Source organism: Pseudomonas aphyarum, assembly GCF_028657055.1.
Taxonomy (GTDB): Bacteria; Pseudomonadota; Gammaproteobacteria; order Pseudomonadales; family Pseudomonadaceae; genus Aquipseudomonas; species Aquipseudomonas aphyarum.
This window is the reverse complement of sequence record NZ_JAMDGS010000009.1, coordinates 48,900-67,352: the sequence shown is the minus strand read 5'-3', so window position 1 is coordinate 67,352 and position 18,453 is coordinate 48,900. Positions and strand designations below refer to the sequence as shown.

General features: G+C 60.9%; 20 protein-coding genes and 1 tRNA gene. 8 read left to right on the top strand and 13 right to left on the bottom strand.

The features are described from left to right. Positions 1 to 84: 84 nt before the first annotated feature. The 5 genes from M5G18_RS13045 to M5G18_RS13025 form a co-directional block, all read right to left on the bottom strand. Positions 85 to 1,320, bottom strand: a complete 1,236-nt coding sequence (locus M5G18_RS13045) for a methyltransferase (protein ID WP_273900139.1) — start codon at positions 1,318 to 1,320, stop codon at positions 85 to 87. Further along, on the bottom strand, positions 1,301 to 1,990 hold the full coding sequence (locus tag M5G18_RS13040; RefSeq protein ID WP_007952568.1) for an ABC transporter permease: 690 nt from the start codon (positions 1,988 to 1,990) through the stop codon (positions 1,301 to 1,303). The genes M5G18_RS13045 and M5G18_RS13040 overlap by 20 nt, the downstream gene beginning before the upstream one ends. Then, on the bottom strand, positions 1,987 to 2,682 hold the full coding sequence (locus M5G18_RS13035; protein ID WP_007952567.1) for an ABC transporter permease: 696 nt from the start codon (positions 2,680 to 2,682) through the stop codon (positions 1,987 to 1,989). The genes M5G18_RS13040 and M5G18_RS13035 overlap by 4 nt, the downstream gene beginning before the upstream one ends. A 78-nt stretch (positions 2,683 to 2,760) precedes the next feature. After that, positions 2,761 to 3,510, bottom strand: coding sequence for an ABC transporter substrate-binding protein (locus M5G18_RS13030; RefSeq protein WP_039764659.1), 750 nt, complete (start codon positions 3,508 to 3,510; stop codon positions 2,761 to 2,763). Between the two features lie 13 nt (positions 3,511 to 3,523). After that, a complete protein-coding gene (locus M5G18_RS13025) occupies positions 3,524 to 4,297 on the bottom strand; it encodes an ABC transporter ATP-binding protein (protein ID WP_007897462.1) in 774 nt (257 codons plus the stop codon). A gap of 552 nt (positions 4,298 to 4,849) precedes the next feature. Here M5G18_RS13025 and gabP point away from each other — a divergent pair. Further along, the gene (gene gabP, locus M5G18_RS13020; protein WP_273900138.1) at positions 4,850 to 6,241 is read left to right on the top strand and encodes a GABA permease; all 1,392 of its coding nucleotides are present in this window, start codon (positions 4,850 to 4,852) and stop codon (positions 6,239 to 6,241) included. Positions 6,242 to 6,311: 70 nt separating this feature from the next. Here the strand turns inward: gabP and M5G18_RS13015 are convergent, their stop codons facing one another. Genes M5G18_RS13015 through M5G18_RS13005 form a run of 3 tightly spaced genes read right to left on the bottom strand, consistent with a single transcriptional unit; the run spans position 6,312 to position 8,158 of the window. After that, positions 6,312 to 6,764: a hypothetical protein gene (locus M5G18_RS13015; protein ID WP_273900137.1), complete on the bottom strand. Its 453-nt coding sequence runs from the start codon at positions 6,762 to 6,764 to the stop codon at positions 6,312 to 6,314. A gap of 6 nt (positions 6,765 to 6,770) precedes the next feature. Next, positions 6,771 to 7,184 carry a hypothetical protein gene (locus M5G18_RS13010; protein ID WP_273900136.1) on the bottom strand — a complete coding sequence of 138 codons (414 nt, stop codon included), beginning with the start codon at positions 7,182 to 7,184 and terminating at the stop codon, positions 6,771 to 6,773. A 20-nt stretch (positions 7,185 to 7,204) separates the two neighbouring features. Then, positions 7,205 to 8,158: an alpha/beta hydrolase family protein gene (locus M5G18_RS13005; protein ID WP_273900135.1), complete on the bottom strand. Its 954-nt coding sequence runs from the start codon at positions 8,156 to 8,158 to the stop codon at positions 7,205 to 7,207. Positions 8,159 to 8,423: 265 nt separating this feature from the next. Between M5G18_RS13005 and M5G18_RS13000 the strand changes: the two genes are divergently transcribed. Continuing rightward, on the top strand, positions 8,424 to 8,873 hold the full coding sequence (locus M5G18_RS13000; RefSeq protein WP_011332012.1) for a hypothetical protein: 450 nt from the start codon (positions 8,424 to 8,426) through the stop codon (positions 8,871 to 8,873). Between the two features lie 5 nt (positions 8,874 to 8,878). On the opposite strand, the gene M5G18_RS12995 is transcribed toward M5G18_RS13000, so the two are convergent. The 5 genes from M5G18_RS12995 to M5G18_RS12975 form a co-directional block, all read right to left on the bottom strand. Next, entirely contained in the window at positions 8,879 to 9,208 is a 330-nt protein-coding gene (locus M5G18_RS12995) for a hypothetical protein (protein ID WP_273900134.1), read from the bottom strand. Positions 9,209 to 9,344: 136 nt separating this feature from the next. Further along, a tRNA-Phe gene (locus M5G18_RS12990) sits at positions 9,345 to 9,420 on the bottom strand. Between the two features lie 103 nt (positions 9,421 to 9,523). Continuing rightward, positions 9,524 to 9,796 carry an oxidative damage protection protein gene (locus M5G18_RS12985; protein WP_007952551.1) on the bottom strand — a complete coding sequence of 91 codons (273 nt, stop codon included), beginning with the start codon at positions 9,794 to 9,796 and terminating at the stop codon, positions 9,524 to 9,526. Further along, a complete protein-coding gene (gene mutY, locus M5G18_RS12980; protein WP_007952550.1) occupies positions 9,793 to 10,860 on the bottom strand; it encodes an A/G-specific adenine glycosylase in 1,068 nt (355 codons plus the stop codon). The genes M5G18_RS12985 and mutY overlap by 4 nt, the downstream gene beginning before the upstream one ends. Continuing rightward, entirely contained in the window at positions 10,857 to 13,082 is a 2,226-nt protein-coding gene (locus M5G18_RS12975) for an AsmA family protein (protein ID WP_273900133.1), read from the bottom strand. Before M5G18_RS12975 ends, mutY begins: the two co-directional genes overlap by 4 nt. A 355-nt stretch (positions 13,083 to 13,437) precedes the next feature. Between M5G18_RS12975 and M5G18_RS12970 the strand changes: the two genes are divergently transcribed. From M5G18_RS12970 to hisF, 6 genes are all read left to right on the top strand, one after another. Continuing rightward, positions 13,438 to 15,102 carry an OFA family MFS transporter gene (locus M5G18_RS12970; RefSeq protein WP_007952548.1) on the top strand — a complete coding sequence of 555 codons (1,665 nt, stop codon included), beginning with the start codon at positions 13,438 to 13,440 and terminating at the stop codon, positions 15,100 to 15,102. A gap of 271 nt (positions 15,103 to 15,373) precedes the next feature. Further along, on the top strand, positions 15,374 to 15,967 hold the full coding sequence (hisB, locus tag M5G18_RS12965; RefSeq protein WP_007952547.1) for an imidazoleglycerol-phosphate dehydratase HisB: 594 nt from the start codon (positions 15,374 to 15,376) through the stop codon (positions 15,965 to 15,967). After that, the gene (hisH, locus tag M5G18_RS12960) at positions 15,967 to 16,605 is read left to right on the top strand and encodes an imidazole glycerol phosphate synthase subunit HisH (protein WP_273900132.1); all 639 of its coding nucleotides are present in this window, start codon (positions 15,967 to 15,969) and stop codon (positions 16,603 to 16,605) included. Before hisB ends, hisH begins: the two co-directional genes overlap by 1 nt. Beyond that, positions 16,606 to 16,866, top strand: coding sequence for a DUF2164 domain-containing protein (locus M5G18_RS12955; protein WP_025110933.1), 261 nt, complete (start codon positions 16,606 to 16,608; stop codon positions 16,864 to 16,866). A gap of 42 nt (positions 16,867 to 16,908) precedes the next feature. Further along, complete coding sequence (gene hisA / locus M5G18_RS12950) at positions 16,909 to 17,646, top strand: 1-(5-phosphoribosyl)-5-[(5-phosphoribosylamino)methylideneamino]imidazole-4-carboxamide isomerase (RefSeq protein WP_064363356.1); 738 nt, start codon at positions 16,909 to 16,911, stop codon at positions 17,644 to 17,646. A gap of 9 nt (positions 17,647 to 17,655) precedes the next feature. After that, positions 17,656 to 18,426, top strand: a complete 771-nt coding sequence (gene hisF, locus M5G18_RS12945) for an imidazole glycerol phosphate synthase subunit HisF (protein ID WP_007897430.1) — start codon at positions 17,656 to 17,658, stop codon at positions 18,424 to 18,426. The last annotated feature ends 27 nt before the right edge of the window (positions 18,427 to 18,453 follow it).

Below are 18,453 nucleotides of genomic sequence, written 5' to 3'. Positions count from 1 at the left end.
CAGCGCTGTTAATGGCCTGAAACAGCCGTGGATATTGGATCCACGATAAATCCATCAACAGAGTTATCCACAGGCTGTGAAAGATTAAACGCGTTCGGCCAGCAACAGGAAATTGCGCGGTGTGAGCGGCGCCTCGCAGAAGGTGCCCAAGCGTACGACGTATCCCTGTTCGGTGAGGAAAAGTGCCCGGTCCAGATTCAGCCAAAGCTCCAATGGCCGTCGGAATAATCCACGCAGCAATTCCAGGTTGCGAACTTCGGCCAACCGCTGCCAACCGGCGGCTTCCAGTGCGACCCAATCTGGCGAGCCGATTGTGGATAACTCTTTCAACGCTGCCAGATCGCAGCAGTAATCGGCGAACGGTTTGTCCAGCCAGGCGCTGGGCAGAGAAGGCGTTGGCAGGTATTCGTCGACGCCGCGCACTTGCCGTTGCAGGAGGTCGAAGGCCAGTCGCCGGGCCATGGAGGTATCACGCTGACGTCGGACGCGGGCACCGGCGGTGACGGTCTCGCTCATTGGCAGTGAAAGATCTTCCAGCGAGAGCTGTAGGTCTGATCGCGATCCTGCGGAGGACAACGCCTGATACTCAGTGCGACTGATCCGGTTGTAGCAGCACGGTGCAATCGCCAATTGCCGACAGCCAGCTGCGGTGGCCAGATGCATCAGCCGCACATGCAGATCACCACAAGCGTGCAGGGCAACAGGTGTGTGTTCGGGGCTCAGCAATAAAGCGGTGTTCGCCGCGAGTACATCCTGCTCAACATGCAGCGCATGCAGGTGATGACGCTGACTCAGCGCCTGACCGCTGGCAACCAGCGCCGGGTCATATTCCAGACAGGTGAGCTGCTGATCAGCGCCGAGCAGGCGCCGACCCAAATGCCCTTTTCCCGAACACCAATCCAGCCAGTGCTTCGGTTGCGTGGCAAACGACAAGCGGCTGGCGAAGGCTTCGATCTGCTGCCATTTGCGCCCCGGCACATCGACATTAAGACGATGCCCGGCGGCTTCCAGCGAATGCGCAGGCAGTTCACCCACCGCACTCAACTCAAGCGACAACGCCGCCAATGAAGCAAATGGCTCCGGCGCATCCAAGAGTTCGGCAGGTTGGTTGTGGGCGTTTTCCGCATCTTCCAGCGACCGCCTGCGTAGCCACAAGGCCAGCTCCGGGTAGGACGCTTCCCAAGGCAGTTGCAGATGAGTGAACGGGCGGGGTTTCCACAGCGCCTGATGCGTTGTGAGAAATGTATCCAGTGCCGTGAAACGGGCGAGTAGGGCCTCGCCCGTCAACACGTCGGAAGATTCAGCGTCCCTGGCACGCATCGACGCGCAGCCAGCGTTCCAGCAGCTTGAAGCCGCGAACCAGCACGTAAGCCATCACCAGATAGAACACACCGGCAGCGAAGAAGATCTCCACCGGCAAGTAAGTGCGGGCAATGATCGTGCGCGCCATGCCCGTCAGTTCCAGCAAGGTCACGGTGCTGGCCAGGGCGCTGGCCTTGAGCATCAGGATCACTTCGTTGCTGTAGGCCGGCAGGCCGATGCGCGCGGCACGCGGCAGGATGATGTAGAACAGCGCTTTCGGCCGGGACATGCCCAGCGCCCGCGCCGCTTCGATCTCGCCCGGCGGAATCGCCTGGATCGCGCCGCGCAGGATCTCGGCGATGTACGCCGCCGTGTGCAGGGTCATGGTCGCAGTGGCGCACCAGAACGGATCGCGCAGGTACGGCCACATCGAACTGTTACGCACTGCATCGAACTGCGCCAGGCCGTAGTAGACCAGGAACAGCTGAACCAGCAACGGCGTGCCACGGAAAAAGAAGATGTAGGCGTAGGGCAAAGCGCGCACGTACCACAGCTTCGAAGAACGGGCGATGCCCAGCGGAATCGCCAGCAGCAAACCGGCGATCACGGCGATGGCCACCAGTTCCAGGGTCAGCGTCGCGCCCTGAGCAAGCTTTGGCAGCCACTTGATGATGACTTCCCAATTCATTGAGCGCTCCTCGCGAAGCCGCGTGCGGCGCGTTTTTCCAGCAGGTGCATGCCGATCATCGCCAGCACGGTCAGGCACAGGTACATGAGCGCCGCCACCATATAGAAGGTGAATGGCTGCTTGGACACGGTCACGCCGATCTGCGCGTGGCGCATGATTTCTTCCAGGCCGATGACCGACACCAGCGCGGTGTCTTTCATCAGGATCATGAACAGGTTGCCCAGGCCGGGCAGGGCGATGCGCCACATCTGCGGCATGATCAGTCGGGTGAAGATCCGCCATTTCGACAGGCCCAGGGCCACGCCGGCCTCACGGTGGCCTTTGGGAATGGCGAGGATCGCGCCACGGAACACTTCCGTGGCGTAGGCGCCGAAGCACAGGCCCAGCGCAATGACGCCGGCGGCGAAGGCGCTGAGTTCCAGTTCGGGATTGCCGAGGAACTCACCGAGCGCGCGCATGGCGTTGACCGTACCGAAGTAGATCAACAGCACCCAGAGCAATTCCGGGACACCGCGCACCAGGGTCGAATAGGTTCCGCCAAGCCATTGCAGCGGCTTGTACGGGGAAGTCTTGGCCAAGGCGCCGAGCAGACCGAGCACCAGCCCCAGGCACAGGGCCGAGAGTGCCAGTTTGACGGTCATCAGCGCGCCGGCGAAGAGCGCCGGGCCGAATCCGTAGAGGTCGATAATCATGGATTTCTTTTCAAATCGCGGCAGGCAAGGCCGGGGATCGGCGCCGTCATGTAACGGCGCCGATCCGGCAGGTCAGGATCAGTAGATGCTGAACGGGAAGTACTTGTCGTTGATTTTCTTGTAGGTGCCGTCGGCAACGATTTCCTTCAGCGCGGCGTTCAGCTTCTCGCGGATCGGGTCGCCTTTACGTACAGCGATACCGATCTTGTCGCTTTCTTCCACCGGGTCGCCCTTGAATTCGTAGGCTTTGCCGGCGTCGCTTTTCAGCCACTCGTAGTTGACGTATTTGTCGGCGAGGATGCCGTCCAGACGACCGGACGTCAGATCGAGGTAGGCGTTTTCCTGGGTGTCGTACAGCTTGACGGTGATGTCGTCACCGAAGTTGTCTTCCAGGAAAGTACCGGCCAGGGTCGCGCGCTGAGCGCCGATCACCTTGCCTTTCAGCGCAGCCTTGTCGGTCTTGAAGTCGACGTTTTTCGGCGCGATGAATTGCAGCTTGTTGGAGTAGTACGGGTCGGTGAAGTCCACCGCTTGCTTGCGCTCGTCGGTGATCGACATCGAGGAAATCAGGAAGTCGAACTTCTTGGCGTTCAGGGCCGGGATGATGCCGTCCCAGTCCGAGGTAACCACGGAGCATTCAACTTTCATCTTGGCGCACAGAGCGTCGCCGATGTCTTTGTCGAAGCCTACGACGTTGCCGCTGGCGTCTTTGTTGTTGAACGGCGGGTAAGCCGCTTCGATGCCCATCTTCAGGGTCTCGGCCATGGCACCGGCGCTGAACGCGAGGGTGACGGCGGCGGCCAGGAAGACCTTTTTGTAGTTCTGCATGCGGGTAGCTCCGTTAGCGGTTGCTGGACATGAATTGTTTGCAGCGCGCCGAAAGCGGGTTTTCGAACACCTGCTGTGGCGATCCTTGCTCTTCTACCAGGCCCTGGTGGAGGAACACCACTTCGCTGGAGACCTGACGGGCGAAGCCCATTTCATGGGTCACGAGCAGCATGGTGCGGCCTTCTTCGGCCAATGCGCGGATGACATTAAGTACTTCCTGGACCATTTCCGGGTCAAGGGCGGAGGTGGGCTCGTCGAACAGGATCACCTTGGGCTGCATCGCCAGCGTACGGGCAATCGCCGCGCGCTGTTGCTGGCCACCGGATAGTTGCGCCGGATACGCGTGGCGCTTGTCGGCGATGCCGACCTTGGCCAGCAGCGCTTCGGCGACTTCGATGGCTTCGGCCTTGCTCTGGCCGAGCACGCGGCGCGGGGCTTCGATGATGTTGTCGAGCACGCTCATGTGCGGCCACAGATTAAAGTTTTGAAACACAAAACCAATCTCGGAGCGCAGGCGATTGATCTGTTTGCCGTCGGCGGCAACCAGTTCGCCATTCTTGGCGGCCTTGAGCTTGAGTTCTTCCCCGGCGACCAGGATCTGGCCTTGATGCGGGTTTTCCAACAGGTTGATGCAACGCAGGAACGTGGACTTGCCGGAACCGGAGGAACCCAGGATCGAGATCACATCGCCGTCGCGGGCGGTCAGCGAGATGCCTTTCAGCACCTCAAGCTGTCCGTAGCGTTTGTGCAAGTTGCGGATTTCAAGCGCGGGCGTGGCCTCAGCCATGTGCGTTCCTCATATATGTTGCGCTCCTGCTGTTGGTTGGCCTTCCTGGCGAGGCGGCCAAGCTAGCATAGCGTTTCAATGGCAGCCAACAGCGCTACGGGCGGTAAACGGATGGCGTGTGGCAGGTTGTCGCATCGGCGCAGCAGACTGTCGCCCCATCAACAACCGAACGGGTGTTTGAACGTGGATTCCCGTGGGTGTCGCGTAAAAAAAGGCGCGATGTTGCCACCTTTGGCGGGGTGTTGGAAGCGCTAACCGGCCGAACGTTCCTCATTCGCCCTTTTATTGTGCATCCCGTACTTTTTCAGTGTGTTTCTGGTGCGCTGATTCGTTTAGAAAGTGGGTCGCAGGGTAACGCTTTGGCGAAAGGCCAGTATTCTCAAGGACTTGCGATGACTGTCCGGTCGCGCTGAAAACCGCAGGCCAGAAGAGTTTGAAACATTTTGGCGCAATTATTGCGTGCAGAATCTGGAACGCCCCGTTGGTTTCTTTTTACGAGAAGGAAAACCAGACGGGCCGGACTGAATCGCTTTCCTCGCAAAGGTAGTTTCAATGAGCAGTACCCAAAGCTCCAATGGCCTCGAACAGGGGCTCAAACCGCGTCATGTGACCATGCTGTCGATCGCCGGGGTGATCGGTGCAGGTCTGTTCGTAGGCTCCGGCCACGCCATCGCCGCCGCCGGTCCCGCTGTTCTGCTGGCTTACGCCGCTGCTGGCGCGCTGGTTGTGCTGGTGATGCGCATGCTCGGCGAAATGGCTGTGGCCTCGCCTGACACTGGCTCGTTCTCGACTTACGCCGACCGCGCTATCGGTCACTGGGCCGGTTTCACCATCGGCTGGCTGTACTGGTGGTTCTGGGTCTTGGTGATTCCGCTGGAAGCCAACGCCGCCGCAACCATCCTGCACGCGTGGTTCCCGGGCGTGGATATCTGGGCCTTCGCGCTGATCATCACCATGCTGCTGACGGTGACCAACCTGTTCAGCGTGAAAAACTACGGTGAGTTCGAATTCTGGTTCGCCCTGCTCAAAGTCGTGGCGATCATCGGTTTCATCATTCTTGGCGTCGCGGCCATTTTCGGCTTCCTGCCGAACAGCCAGGTCAGCGGCGTGTCGCATATCTTCGACACCCAGGGCTTCCTACCGAACGGCATGGGCGCGGTGCTGGGCGCGATCCTGACCACCATGTTCTCCTTCATGGGTACAGAGATCGTGACCATCGCGGCCGCGGAATCGAAGAACCCGGGCAAGCAGATCTCCAAGGCCACCAACTCGGTGATCTGGCGGATCGGCCTGTTCTACCTCGTTTCGATCTTCATCGTTGTGGCCCTGGTGCCATGGAACGACCCGGTTCTGGCCAGCGTCGGTTCCTACCAGACCGTACTCGAGCGCATGGGCATCCCTAACGCCAAGATGATCGTCGACATCGTGGTACTGGTCGCTGTGACCAGTTGCCTGAACTCGGCGCTGTACACCTCTTCGCGCATGCTGTTCTCCCTCGGCAAGCGTGGCGATGCTCCAGCCATGGCGACCCGCACCAACAAGAGCGGCACTCCTTACTGGGCGGTGATGCTGTCCACCGGCGCGGCGTTCCTGTGCACGTTCGCCAACTACGTGGCCCCGGCTGCGGTGTTCGAGTTCTTGCTGGCCAGCTCCGGCGCGATCGCGCTGCTGGTGTACCTGGTGATCGCGATTTCGCAACTGCGCATGCGTAAACAACGCATGGCTCGCGGCGAAAAAATCGTCTTCAGCATGTGGCTGTTCCCGGGCCTGACCTACGCGGTGATCGCCTTCATCGTGGCGGCCCTGACCATCATGCTGTTCCAGGACGCCCACCGCGTGGAAATCCTCGCGACCGGCCTGCTCAGCCTGCTGGTGGTCGCTGCCGGTCTGCTGGTGGCCCGCCGCCGCAATCTGGAAAAGCGTGGCACAGCGGTTCTGAACTGATCCGCAACACGTAACGCAAAACGGCCGCTGTCAGTGATGACAAGCGGCCGTTTTTGTTACTGCGAGCGGTTTATTCGCTCTTCTCTTCCTGCGCATCCACCGACTGACCGTAGGTGTCCAGCGCAATCCCGAAATCGCTAATGAACTCCGGTTCGCTCAGCCAGGCCTGAGCGGTCTCGCGATCCATGCCGTCGGCCCACATGCGGTAGTCGATCAGCATGTCGGCGGCCAGGTGAGTGGCGGCCATGCCTTCGTTCTCGGCGTTTTCCATGTCCAGCAGATCAGGATGATCGACGATGATGAACGCCAGTTCGCGGAGCAGCGTCAGCAGCATTTCGTTGCGGCTGACGGCTTCGGCGTCGCGCATCTTGCTGAACATCGCCAGAGTGTATTCCGGGATCGGCTCGGCCAGGTGACCGAGGTCATCGTCCTGCGCCAGAGGTTCGCGACCGACCATGCGGATCTGCTTGGCTTTGGCCTTGGCGCGTTTGGCGCGTTTCTGTTGCTTGTTCAGGGATGCCATGGGAACTCAGTTTTTCTGTTGGGTTTGTGCGGCGATTGCGTCGGACGCGGCCACATAGTCTTTCTGGAAGTCCGGCGATTCGATCCACGCCAAAGCGCCGGCCTCGTCGGTCTCGGTGGACCACTGCCGGTACTCGATCAGCGCGGCGAGGATGAAGTCCATTGCGCCTTCTTCGCCTTCCTGCTCGTACACCAGCTCCAGCAGCGGGTCTTCGAGGAACGCGGTGCACAGGGCCTGCTGGCTGATCTTTTCGGCGTCGATCATTTTCTTGAACAGTTCGGTCAGGTCCACCGATTCGAAATCGATGCGGTCGTCGTTCGGGTCCAGCTCGACCGGCGCTTCCGCATGTTTGGTGCGGTTCTGCTTGGCCTTGGTCTTGGCCCGGGCGGCGCGTTTTTGCTGCTTGTTGGCGGAAGCCATGGTGTGTGTTCCGTGGTGCGTTAAAGGGCTTGGCTGCGTGGGATTGTGCGCCCCGGCGTGTCGGAAGCCAGTTCGCCGGTCTGCAGCCAGGTCAGAGCGATGGGCCATAGTGTGGCTTGGTATGCGCTGCGAAAAAAGGCGAAATGTCCGACTTGCTGTTCACCGATGTCCTGCGGCTCGATTCGCAGGTGGGTCTTTTGCGCGTTGTTGAAGTAAGCGAGCAGGCGTTCGATGGCGGGAATCGTGCCGTAGGGGTCGTCGCTGATGCTGATTGCCAGGGCGTTGGCCCGAACGTTGGCGAAAGGTAATTCGGCCATCGCTTTACCGCTCGGACGCCGCTCATAACGCGCGGCAGGCGTGCTCCAGTCGCGAACCACGCCGGCGGGCGTGTCTTCCAGCCAGCCAAGTCGTTTGCCCGGAAAGTAGCCACACAACAGCGTGACCAATGGCATCAGCAGATGCCATTTGCCGAACATCCGCCAGCGGTGCTCGGGCGCGTAATCGCGCCAGTAGGCGAACTGCGCGCCGACCGTCACCAGTCGTCGGATTATCTTTCCGGACGCCCCCAGGCCTGCTGCACAGCCACCGAAGCTGTGCCCGACCACATCGATCGGCTGACCAGGAAACTCCCGCTGTGCGCGTTTGAGCATCGCCTCGAAATCCAGCGCGCCCCAATCCGTCCACGAAGCCTGCAAATGCCTCATCGACTTCGGCCGCGACTCGCCAATACCCCGGTAGTCGTAAATGATCACGTCGAAGCCGTTGGCGAACAGGTACGCCGCGAAGCGCGAGTAGTGACGGCAGCGCACGGACGTGGCGGCATTGATGATCACCACCGGGCGCAGTGGATCCGGAGAGGCGTGACGCCAGGTGAAGCCGCCGAGCAGATAGCCGTCGGCGGCGGGCTCGTGGAAGGGCTCGCTTTCAATGTCGGATGCTTGGCCAAGTGGAAGTGGCGCACTTTGTAGGTTCATGGGTTTCGAGCCTGGCTAGGACGGGTCGAGAATGAACTTCACGCGGGATGTAACGCAATGACTTGGTACGCAGTGCGTACCGGATTTACGGTTCGATTAGGCGTTCGCCAATTCGTGACGCAGTGCGTCATGAATTGACTGAGAAATACTTCAGTAGTCCTTTTCGCATTCAAAACAACTCCCAATCGTTCTAAAACCCACCCCGCGAGACAAAATCTAAAAAGAGGTAACGATTGGGTTCCGCGAGAGCCCGGGAGTCGCCCTCATGAAACGCGTTCTTTCATTCGTGCTGCCCGTTGCCGCTGCGGCGGTGCTGCTGTTTCCGATCATGGCGCAGGCTGCAAGTCTGGAGCCGATCGATAGTTCCGCTGTGCAGGTTCAACAGCAAGAGCAAAACGGTGTTCGCTATCTGGCCGGCGGGATTGGTGAAGATGAGTCGAAAGCCATTCAGCAGTCCGCGGGTTACAACCTGCACATGACGTTCGCCGTCGGCATGCAAAACCAGTACACCGCCGATGTCGACGTGATGATTCAGAAAGCCCCCGGCCAGACCGTGCTGACGCTGAATCAGACCGGGCCATTGGTCTACGTGCAGTTACCGCCCGGCAAGTACACGGTCGTCGCGACCCGCAATGGTGAAACGCGCCGGGATGCGGCGGAAATTGGCGGCGGTGCGGCGCGCAATCTGGTGTTCCACTGGAACGACAACAGCTAGTGGCGTTACCGGTCGCGCCGGGATGGCGCGACCTTTGCCGTGCGGCCCAGCCAGATCAATACCCATGCGGCGCCTGACAGGAAGAGGGCGAGGAGGCAATGCGCGGCGACGGCAAACCAGAAGCTGGCGGGTTGTGTGGTCAACGAATACACGGCGAAGCGTTTGCCGCGTGCCATGTTGCCGATGCGTCCCTGAATCAGGCCGTCCACGGTTTCATAGGCGATCAGGCCGATACACAGGATCAGCACCAGGCCGAGCGCGATCATCAACCAGTCGATACGTTTTACGGGTGGCGCGGGATGGGGCAGGGGGATGCGGGTTCTTTTCTGGTTCATCGCGGGGATGACCCTCTTCCGTAAGGGTTGAGCAACCTATCGCGAATTCCGGCCTGCAAGCAGGGCGGGATCGGGCCGTGATCAAATCGCAGGCATAAAAAAACCCTGAATCTTGCGATTCAGGGTTTTCGGTATTTGGTGCCCAGAGACGGAATCGAACCGCCGACACGGGGATTTTCAATCCCCTGCTCTACCGACTGAGCTATCTGGGCAACGGGGCGCATTAAAAGGGTTTTTCGGATTTACGTCAACGACTTTTTTAAAATTTCTTAAATTAATTCCGTCGCTTACGATCCGAGCCCCAATTTTGCGGGTTTACTCTGCGGGCGGAACGTAGCCTTCGGCCTGAGCGTATTCCTCGCCGGAGAAGTACTTGTCCATTTCGCCCTGAAGAAATTTGCGGTCTTCGGCGTTCATCATGTTCAGGCGTTTTTCGTTGATAAGCAGGGTCTGGTGTTTCTGCCAGTCAGCCCAGGCCTTGGCCGAGACGTGTTCGAAAATGTCCTGGCCCTTGGCGCCCGGGTACGGTGGGCGCTCCAGACCTTCGAGTTGTTCTTTGTACTTGCGGCACATTACGGTGCGGGTCATGTCGACTCTCCTGCATTCAAGACGGCGGCCGCGCGTTCGAGCAAGGTCTTGACCGGGGCGGCGAGGCCCAGGCGCGGCGGGGTGGCGAGGTTATACCAGAGCCAGTCGGCCTCGGCCACGTGACCGCCGGCTTCCTGCACCTGAACCAGCCAGGGTTCGATGGACAACTGGAAGTGGCTGAAGGTGTGGACAAGGCTCGGCAGCGCCTGCTGTTCACCCAGTTCCAGCGAGTGCTGCGCGGCGAGGTGTTGCAGGTCGTCGAGGTCGTCGAGTTCCGGCAGGCTCCACAAGCCACCCCACAATCCGCTGGACGGGCGGCGATAAAGCAGAATCGCGCCGTCCTCGTTGGCCAGCAGCGGCATCAGCGTGCGTTTCTGCGGGATGGCCTTGCGCGGCTTGGGGATCGGGTAACGCGTCTCCAGACCAAGCATGTGCGCTTCGCAGCCTTTTTCCAGCGGACACAGCAGACAGCTCGGCTTGCTGCGGGTGCAGAGCGTGGCGCCCAGATCCATCATTGCCTGGGTGTAGGCGTTGACTCGATCCTGCGGCGTGAAGCGCTCGGCGTTGGCCCACAGCTGCTTGGCGACCTTCGGCTCGCCGGGGTAGCCCTCCTGCGCGGTAAAACGCGCCAGCACCCGTTTGACGTTGCCGTCGAGGATCGGCGCGCGCAGGCCCATGCTGATGCTGGCGATCGCGCCAGCAGTGGACAGGCCGATGCCCGGCAAATCCGTGAGCTTCTCGACATCGCGGGGAAACTCGCCGCCGTACTGGCTGACGACGATCTTCGCGGTCTTCTGCAGATTGCGCGCGCGGGTGTAATAACCCAGCCCGGTCCACAGATGCAGCACTTCGTCCTCCGGCGCTTCGGCCAGGGCCTCGACCGTCGGCAGCGCGGCCATGAAGCGGTCGAAGTAATTGAGCACGGTGCTGACCTGGGTCTGCTGCAGCATGATCTCGGACACCCACACCCGATACGGGTTGATGTTCTGTTGCCAGGGCAAATCATGGCGGCCGTGGCGGTCGAACCATTCCAGCACCGCCGTGGAAAACTGCTCCGCTCTCATCGCTTGAACAGTCCCTTCAATGCGTTTTTCAGTTCCGGGCTGACTTTGTCGCCCAGTTTCTCGTCGATTTTTTCGCTGATCTTGTCGCCGGCCAGTTTGGTCGCGACCTGGCCCATGCGTTCGTTGTCCACGCGGCAGGCCTTGGCGCCCAGTTCCAGCGGGCCACGGCAGCGCAGCGGCCATTCGATGCCGACGAATTTGTCGCCGACCTGGCAGGCCGGGTCCGGCATGGCGCTGGTGTCGCCCTCGACGATGATGCCGACGCGATAGTCCATGCCCAGCACCTTGAGGTCGATATCGCCATCACCGTTGACGCTCATGCCGGGGATGCGCACTTTCAGGTCCGGGTTGCTGGCCACGCCGTTGCGGAAGGTCAGGTTGCCCTTGAGTTCCTGGAACGGCGTGTCCTTGCCGCGTGGCTCGCCACTCAGGGATTTGCGGTTGAGGGTGGCGATGCCTTTGCACAGTTGCTGTTCAAGGTTGGCGTTGAGCAGCACGCCGTTGTTGATCACGAAACTGGCGTTGCCGTTGAGGGTTTCGATCAGCGCCTGCTGGCTGTTGCCGCTGCCGGTGACGGTGCTGGTGAGATTGACCAGACCCTTCACCGGTGGATTCTTGCCCTGGCTTTCGAGGATTTTCTCCACCGGCACCCGGTTGATCCGGGTTTGCAGGTTCAGCACCGGCGCCGTCTGGCGCGCGTCCAGCGTGCCCTTGGCTTCGAAGTCGCCGTTGTACAGCTCGCCGCGCAGGTTCTCCAGAGTCAGCAGGCCGCCCTGGCCGGTGGCTTTCAGTGCGGCGTTCTGGATCGGCAGCTTGTCGAGGGTCAACTGGCCGAAGGTCAGGTCGGCGTTGACGTCGAGCTTGCTCAGGCGCTCGACAGGGAACAGGCGCTCGGTGCTCCAGGCGCTTTTGCTCGGTTTTTCCGGCAGCGGTGTGCTGCCGGCCCCGGCCATGGCATCGGCTTCGGTGCTGGCGACTTCGGCCTGACGAACCTGCGTGGCGTTGTTGGCTTTTTCCGATTTCGGCGGCAGGTAACGGTCGACGTTGAAGGTGTCGGCCTTGAGGGTCGCCCGCAGTGATTGCTTGGCGAAATCTTCGACGGCGATGCGGCCGCTGAAGCTGCTGTCGTCGAGTTTCAGGTTGATGTTGTCCAGCGACACGCTGGTCGGCGTCGCGGCGACACGGCTGACCAGTTCAACCTTGCTCAGGCTGCCTTCGGCCATGGCCGGCAGGGTCTGGCCGATGCTGTCGACGAATTTCGCCAGGTCGAACTGGGCGATGGAAATCCCGCCGGTGATCTGTGGCGTCTTGTCCAGGTCGTTGGCCTTCAGTTCGCCCAAGGCGCGCAGCTGATTGACCGAGAGTTTGATGCCAGTCCATTCAGCGACGTTGGCGGCCTTGTCCAGCAACAGTTGGCCCTGGGCGGCGAAGGTCACGGTCTTGCCTTGCAGCGGATCGCCGGCAACTTCGCCGGACAGCTTCAGGTCTTCGAACTTATAGCGTTGCAGGGCGCGTTCGAAGCGCAGCTCGCCGTTGAGCTCGGTGCGCACCCGCAGCACTGGTTGATTGGTGCCGAGGAACGCGGTGGCCTTGACCGGGATGTTGGTCGAATCGTGAACCGCGCCGGTGCTCAGCTGGATGCTTTCGGCGCTGAATTGCTTGCCGGTCAGCTCGTCGTTGTATTCCACGCGGGCGTTGTTGACGGTCAGGCTGTCGATGTCGAGGCGGATCGGCTGGGCCGGTTTTTCCGCTTGCGCAGGGGCCTCGGGGGCGGTTTCGGCTGTGGTGGTCGGCGCTGGTGTGGTGCCGGCCTTGGGCGGCACCTTGCCGATGTCTTCCCAGTTGCCGTGACCATTCTTGTCACGGTTCAGGCGCAGGTTCAGGCCTTCGACGCGCACGTCGCTCATCTGCACTTCGCGGCGCAGCAGCGGCAGTACGCGCACGGACAGGCCGAGCATCTGCAGGTCGGCGAATGGTTCGGCAGGCTTGGCCAGGGTCGCGACGCTGGCCTCGTGCAGTTCCAGGCCGAGCCACGGGAACAGGCTCCAGCCGATATCGCCATTGAGCGTCAGCTCGATGTGGGCCTTGTCGCGGGCTATCTGGCGAATCTCGTCTTTGTAGTCGTTGGGATCAAACAGGTGGGTCAGGGCGAAGCCCGCCGCCACAATGATCAGCAACAGCCCGAGAAGTACCAGACCCAGGATTTTGCCGAACGCTTTCATGGGCGAGTCCTTGTAAGTAGTCGAATTCGTAATTTAGCCGGGGAGTATAGCGCTGCATCACCCCACGCTGTTGCGGTGTCCCGTGCAGCCTGCTGAACCGCGATGTACAGCGCTTCGACAACGATCGGCATCGGGGTTCCCCGGCAGCAGGAGATCAGATGACTCAAAAAAGGTGATATCAGTTTGGTTTTTCTGTCACGTGCAAATGGTAACCTTCGCCCGTTCGTCCGCCCATCTGCGACTTAACGTCGCGCTTTCAAGGAGCTTCACCCGCAAAAAACGGTCATGCCTGCGTGCATAAAGGCCGGGGGTGAGCAGTGGCTGGCGAACCATACTAATAATTGGGGGATACACAATGAGCACGACCATTACGGCGGACGGCCTCAAAGCCGATCAGCCCGGGTTCCTGTCCAAGGAACGCATCATCGCCAAGCCCGGTTTCAACCGCTGGCTGGTCCCGCCGGCCGCTCTGGCCATTCACCTGTGCATCGGCATGGCCTACGGCTTCTCGGTGTTCTGGTTGCCGCTGTCCAAGGCACTGGGCGTGACCGCTCCGGTGGCTTGCGCACCGGACATGAGCTTCATCGCACAAGTCTTCTCGTCGCAATGCGACTGGCCGATCTCCATGCTCGGCTGGATCTACACCCTGTTCTTCATCTTCCTCGGCTGCTCGGCAGCGATCTGGGGTGGCTGGCTTGAACACGCAGGCCCGCGCAAGGCCGGCGTTGTATCGGCACTGTGCTGGTGCGGCGGTCTGCTGATTTCTGCGCTGGGGATCTATACCCACCAGATCTGGCTAATGTGGATCGGCTCCGGCGTGATCGGCGGTATCGGTCTGGGCCTGGGTTACATTTCGCCGGTCTCGACCCTGATCAAGTGGTTCCCGGACAAGCGTGGCATGGCGACCGGCATGGCGATCATGGGCTTCGGCGGTGGCGCGATGGTTGGTGCGCCGCTGGCAACCGCTCTGATGAGCCATTTCGCTTCGCCGGCTGGCGTGGGCGTGTGGCAGAGCTTCGTGGCCATGGCTGCGATCTACTTCGTGTTCATGATCGGTGGCGCATTGGCCTACCGCGTGCCGCCAACCGGCTGGAAGCCTGAAGGCTGGACCGCTCCGGCGAAGAAAGCCTCGAACGCGATGATCACCCACCGTCACGTTCACGTGAATGTGGCGTGGAAAACCCCGCAATTCCGTCTGGTGTGGCTGGTGCTGTGCCTGAACGTGTCTGCCGGTATCGGCATCCTCGGCATGGCTTCGCCACTGTTGCAGGAAGTGTTCGGCGGCAAGCTGCTGGGTAACGATCTGCCGTTCGGTCAACTGGATGCCGGTCAACTGGCTTCCATCGCTGCCATTGCAGCCGGCTTCACCGGTCTGCTGAGCCTGTTCAACATCGGTGGCCGTTTCTTCTGGGCGTCGTTCTCGGACTACCTGGGCCGCAAGAACACTTACTTCGTGTTCTTCGCGCTGGGTTTTGCGCTGTACGCGCTGATCCCGAACCTCGGTCACCTGGGTAACGTTGCGCTGTTCGTGGCGGCGTTCTGCATCATCCTGTCGATGTACGGCGGTGGTTTCGCGACCGTTCCGGCGTATCTGGCCGACCTGTTCGGTACGCAGATGGTGGGCGCGATCCACGGTCGTCTGCTGACTGCCTGGGCCGCCGCTGGCGTGCTGGGTCCGGTGCTGGTGAACTATCTGCGTGAGTATCAGCTGAGCATCGGCGTCGAGCGCGCCGCCGCTTACGACATCACCCTGTACATCCTCGCCGGCCTGCTGGTGCTGGGTTTCCTGTGCAACCTGCTGGTGCGTCCGGTGGCGGACAAGTACTTCATGACCGACGCCGAACTGGCTGCCGAACAGGCGCTGGGCCACGACAAGGGTGCTGACGCCAGCACCGTGCTGGAGTGGAAAGCCGCGCCGGGCAGCAAGCCATTGGCGATCGCTGCGTGGCTGGTGGTGGGGATTCCGTTGGCGTGGGGTGTGTGGGTGACCCTGCAGAAGACGGCGGTTCTGTTCCACTAAGTTCGTTAACACCTGATCGTTCCCACGCTCTGCGTGGGAATGTCTTCCTGTGACGCTCTGCGTCACATTCGAAGTGGACGCAGAGCGTCCGGGGCTGCACTCCCACGCAAAGCGTGGGAGCGATCAGCGCCTTTCAATGCTTGTATGGACATGTCTATCCCCGACAGCACGGGGTTCTATCCGTCAGTCATTCCACCTCTCGTGTTTCTGTTTCGGCCCCGCGCCCCTATAATGGCTGCCTTTTTCGCCCAATGATTTTGCGGAGCTGGTGATGGCCGAACGTAAGGCGTCTGTCGAGCGCGACACTCTGGAAACCCAGATCAAAGCCTCGATCAACCTTGATGGCACCGGAAAGGCCCGATTCAATATCGGTGTTCCTTTTCTTGAGCACATGCTGGATCAGATCGCCCGTCACGGGTTGATCGACCTGGATATCGAATGCAAGGGCGATCTGCATATCGACGACCACCATACGGTGGAAGACGTCGGTATCACCCTCGGCCAGGCCTTCGCGCAAGCCATTGGCGACAAGAAAGGCATCCGTCGCTACGGCCACGCCTACGTGCCGCTCGATGAAGCGCTGTCGCGCGTGGTGATCGACTTCTCCGGCCGCCCAGGCCTGCAGATGCACGTGCCGTACACCCGCGCCACCGTTGGCGGCTTCGACGTCGACCTGTTCCAGGAATTCTTCCAGGGCTTCGTCAACCACGCGCTGGTCAGCCTGCACATCGACAACCTGCGCGGCACCAACACCCACCACCAGATCGAAACCGTGTTCAAGGCTTTCGGCCGCGCATTGCGCATGGCCGTCGAGCTGGATGACCGCATGGCCGGCCAGATGCCTTCGACCAAGGGCGTCCTGTAATGCAGACGGTTGCAGTTATCGATTACGGCATGGGCAACCTGCACTCGGTGGCCAAGGCCCTCGAGCACGTCGGTGCCGGCAAGGTGCTGATCACCAGCGATGCGGCAGTGATCCGCGAAGCCGACCGTGTGGTTTTCCCCGGCGTCGGCGCGATTCGCGATTGCATGGCGGAGATCCGTCGCCTCGGTTTCGATTCGCTGGTGCGTGAAGTCAGCCAGGATCGTCCGTTCCTCGGCATCTGCGTCGGCATGCAAGCCTTGCTCGACAGCAGCGAAGAGAACGACGGCGTCGACTGCATCGGCCTGTTCCCGGGCGCTGTGAGGTTCTTCGGCAAAGACCTGCATGAAGACGGCGAACACCTGAAAGTCCCGCACATGGGCTGGAACGAAGTGAAGCAGGCGGTGGATCACCCGCTGTGGCACAACATTCCGGACCTGGCGCGTTTCTACTTCGTGCATAGCTACTACATCGCCGCCGGTAATCCGCGGCAGGTGGTTGGCAGCGGTCATTACGGCGTCGATTTCGCCGCGGCGCTGGCCGAAGGTTCGCGTTTCGCCGTGCAGTTCCACCCGGAGAAGAGCCATACCCATGGCCTGCAATTGCTGCAGAACTTCGCGGCGTGGGACGGTCGCTGGTAAATGGCCGTCAAGAAATCCAAGCCGCCGATCCTGACCCTCACTCCCGAGCAGGAGAACGAGGCCAACCGCAAGATTCAGCGGTTCATGGAGGATCGTTTCGAACTGGACCTGGGTTCGTTCGAGGCGGCGGAAATTCTTGAGCTGTTTACCCGCGAAATTGCTCCGCACTATTACAACAGGGCGATTTTCGATGTGCAGACCCACCTCAAGGAGCGGTTTGAAAGCATCGAAAGCGACCTGTGGGCGCTCGAGAAAAACTGATTTCCGAGCCAAGCTGAACATTCAAATTTGAAGGTTTGCCAGATGCTGATTATTCCCGCTATCGATCTTAAAGACGGTGCCTGCGTACGTCTGCGCCAGGGCCGCATGGAAGATTCCACAGTGTTCTCCGATGACCCGGTGAGCATGGCTGCCAAGTGGGTGGAGGGCGGTTGCCGTCGTCTGCATCTGGTCGACCTGAACGGCGCTTTCGAAGGCCAGCCGGTCAACGGTGAAGTGGTGACTGCTATCGCCAAGCGCTACCCGACCCTGCCGATCCAGATCGGCGGCGGCATCCGTTCGCTGGAAACCATCGAGCACTACGTCAAGGCGGGCGTCAGCTACGTGATCATCGGCACCAAAGCGGTGAAGGATCCGGCGTTCGTCGCTGAAGCCTGCCGCGCGTTCCCGGGCAAGATCATCGTTGGCCTCGATGCCAAAGACGGTTTTGTCGCCACCGATGGCTGGGCTGAAATCAGCACCGTGCAGGTCATCGACCTGGCCAGGCAGTTCGAAGCCGACGGCGTGTCCTCGATCGTTTATACCGACATCGCCAAAGACGGCATGATGCAGGGCTGCAACGTACCGTTCACCGCTGCGCTCGCTGCTGCCACGAAGATCCCGGTGATCGCTTCCGGTGGCATTCACAACCTGGGTGACATCAAGTCGCTGCTCGACGCCAAGGCGCCAGGCATCATCGGCGCAATCACCGGCCGGGCGATCTACGAAGGCACTCTCGACGTCGCCGAAGCGCAAGCTTTCTGCGATTCGTACCAAGGCTGAGGACTGACCATGGCGCTGGCCAAACGCATCATCCCTTGCCTGGACGTGGACAACGGCCGGGTCGTCAAAGGTGTGAAGTTCGAGAACATCCGTGACGCCGGCGACCCGGTGGAAATCGCCCGTCGCTACGACGAGCAGGGTGCCGACGAAATTACCTTTCTCGACATCACCGCCAGCGTCGATGGCCGCGACACCACGCTGCATACCGTCGAGCGCATGGCCAGCCAGGTGTTCATCCCGCTGACCGTCGGCGGTGGCGTGCGTACCGTGCAGGACATCCGCAACCTGCTCAACGCCGGTGCGGACAAGGTGTCGATCAACACCGCTGCCGTGTTCAACCCGGAATTTGTCGGCGAAGCGGCGCAGCATTTCGGCTCGCAATGCATTGTCGTCGCCATCGACGCGAAGAAGGTCTCCGGCCCGGGCGAAACCCCGCGCTGGGAGATCTTCACTCACGGCGGTCGCAAACCGACCGGCCTCGACGCGGTCGAGTGGGCGAAGAAAATGGAAGGCCTCGGTGCCGGTGAAATCCTCCTGACCAGCATGGATCAGGACGGTATGAAAAACGGTTTCGACCTCGGCGTGACCCGCGCCATCAGCGATGCGCTGGGCATTCCGGTGATCGCTTCCGGCGGCGTCGGCAACCTGCAGCATCTGGCTGACGGCATCCTTGAAGGCCACGCCAGCGCGGTGTTGGCGGCGAGTATTTTCCACTTCGGCGAATACACCGTTCAGGAAGCCAAGGCCTACATGGCGCACCGCGGTATCGTAATGCGTTAAACATCCATACAGGCCAGTGGACAGCAT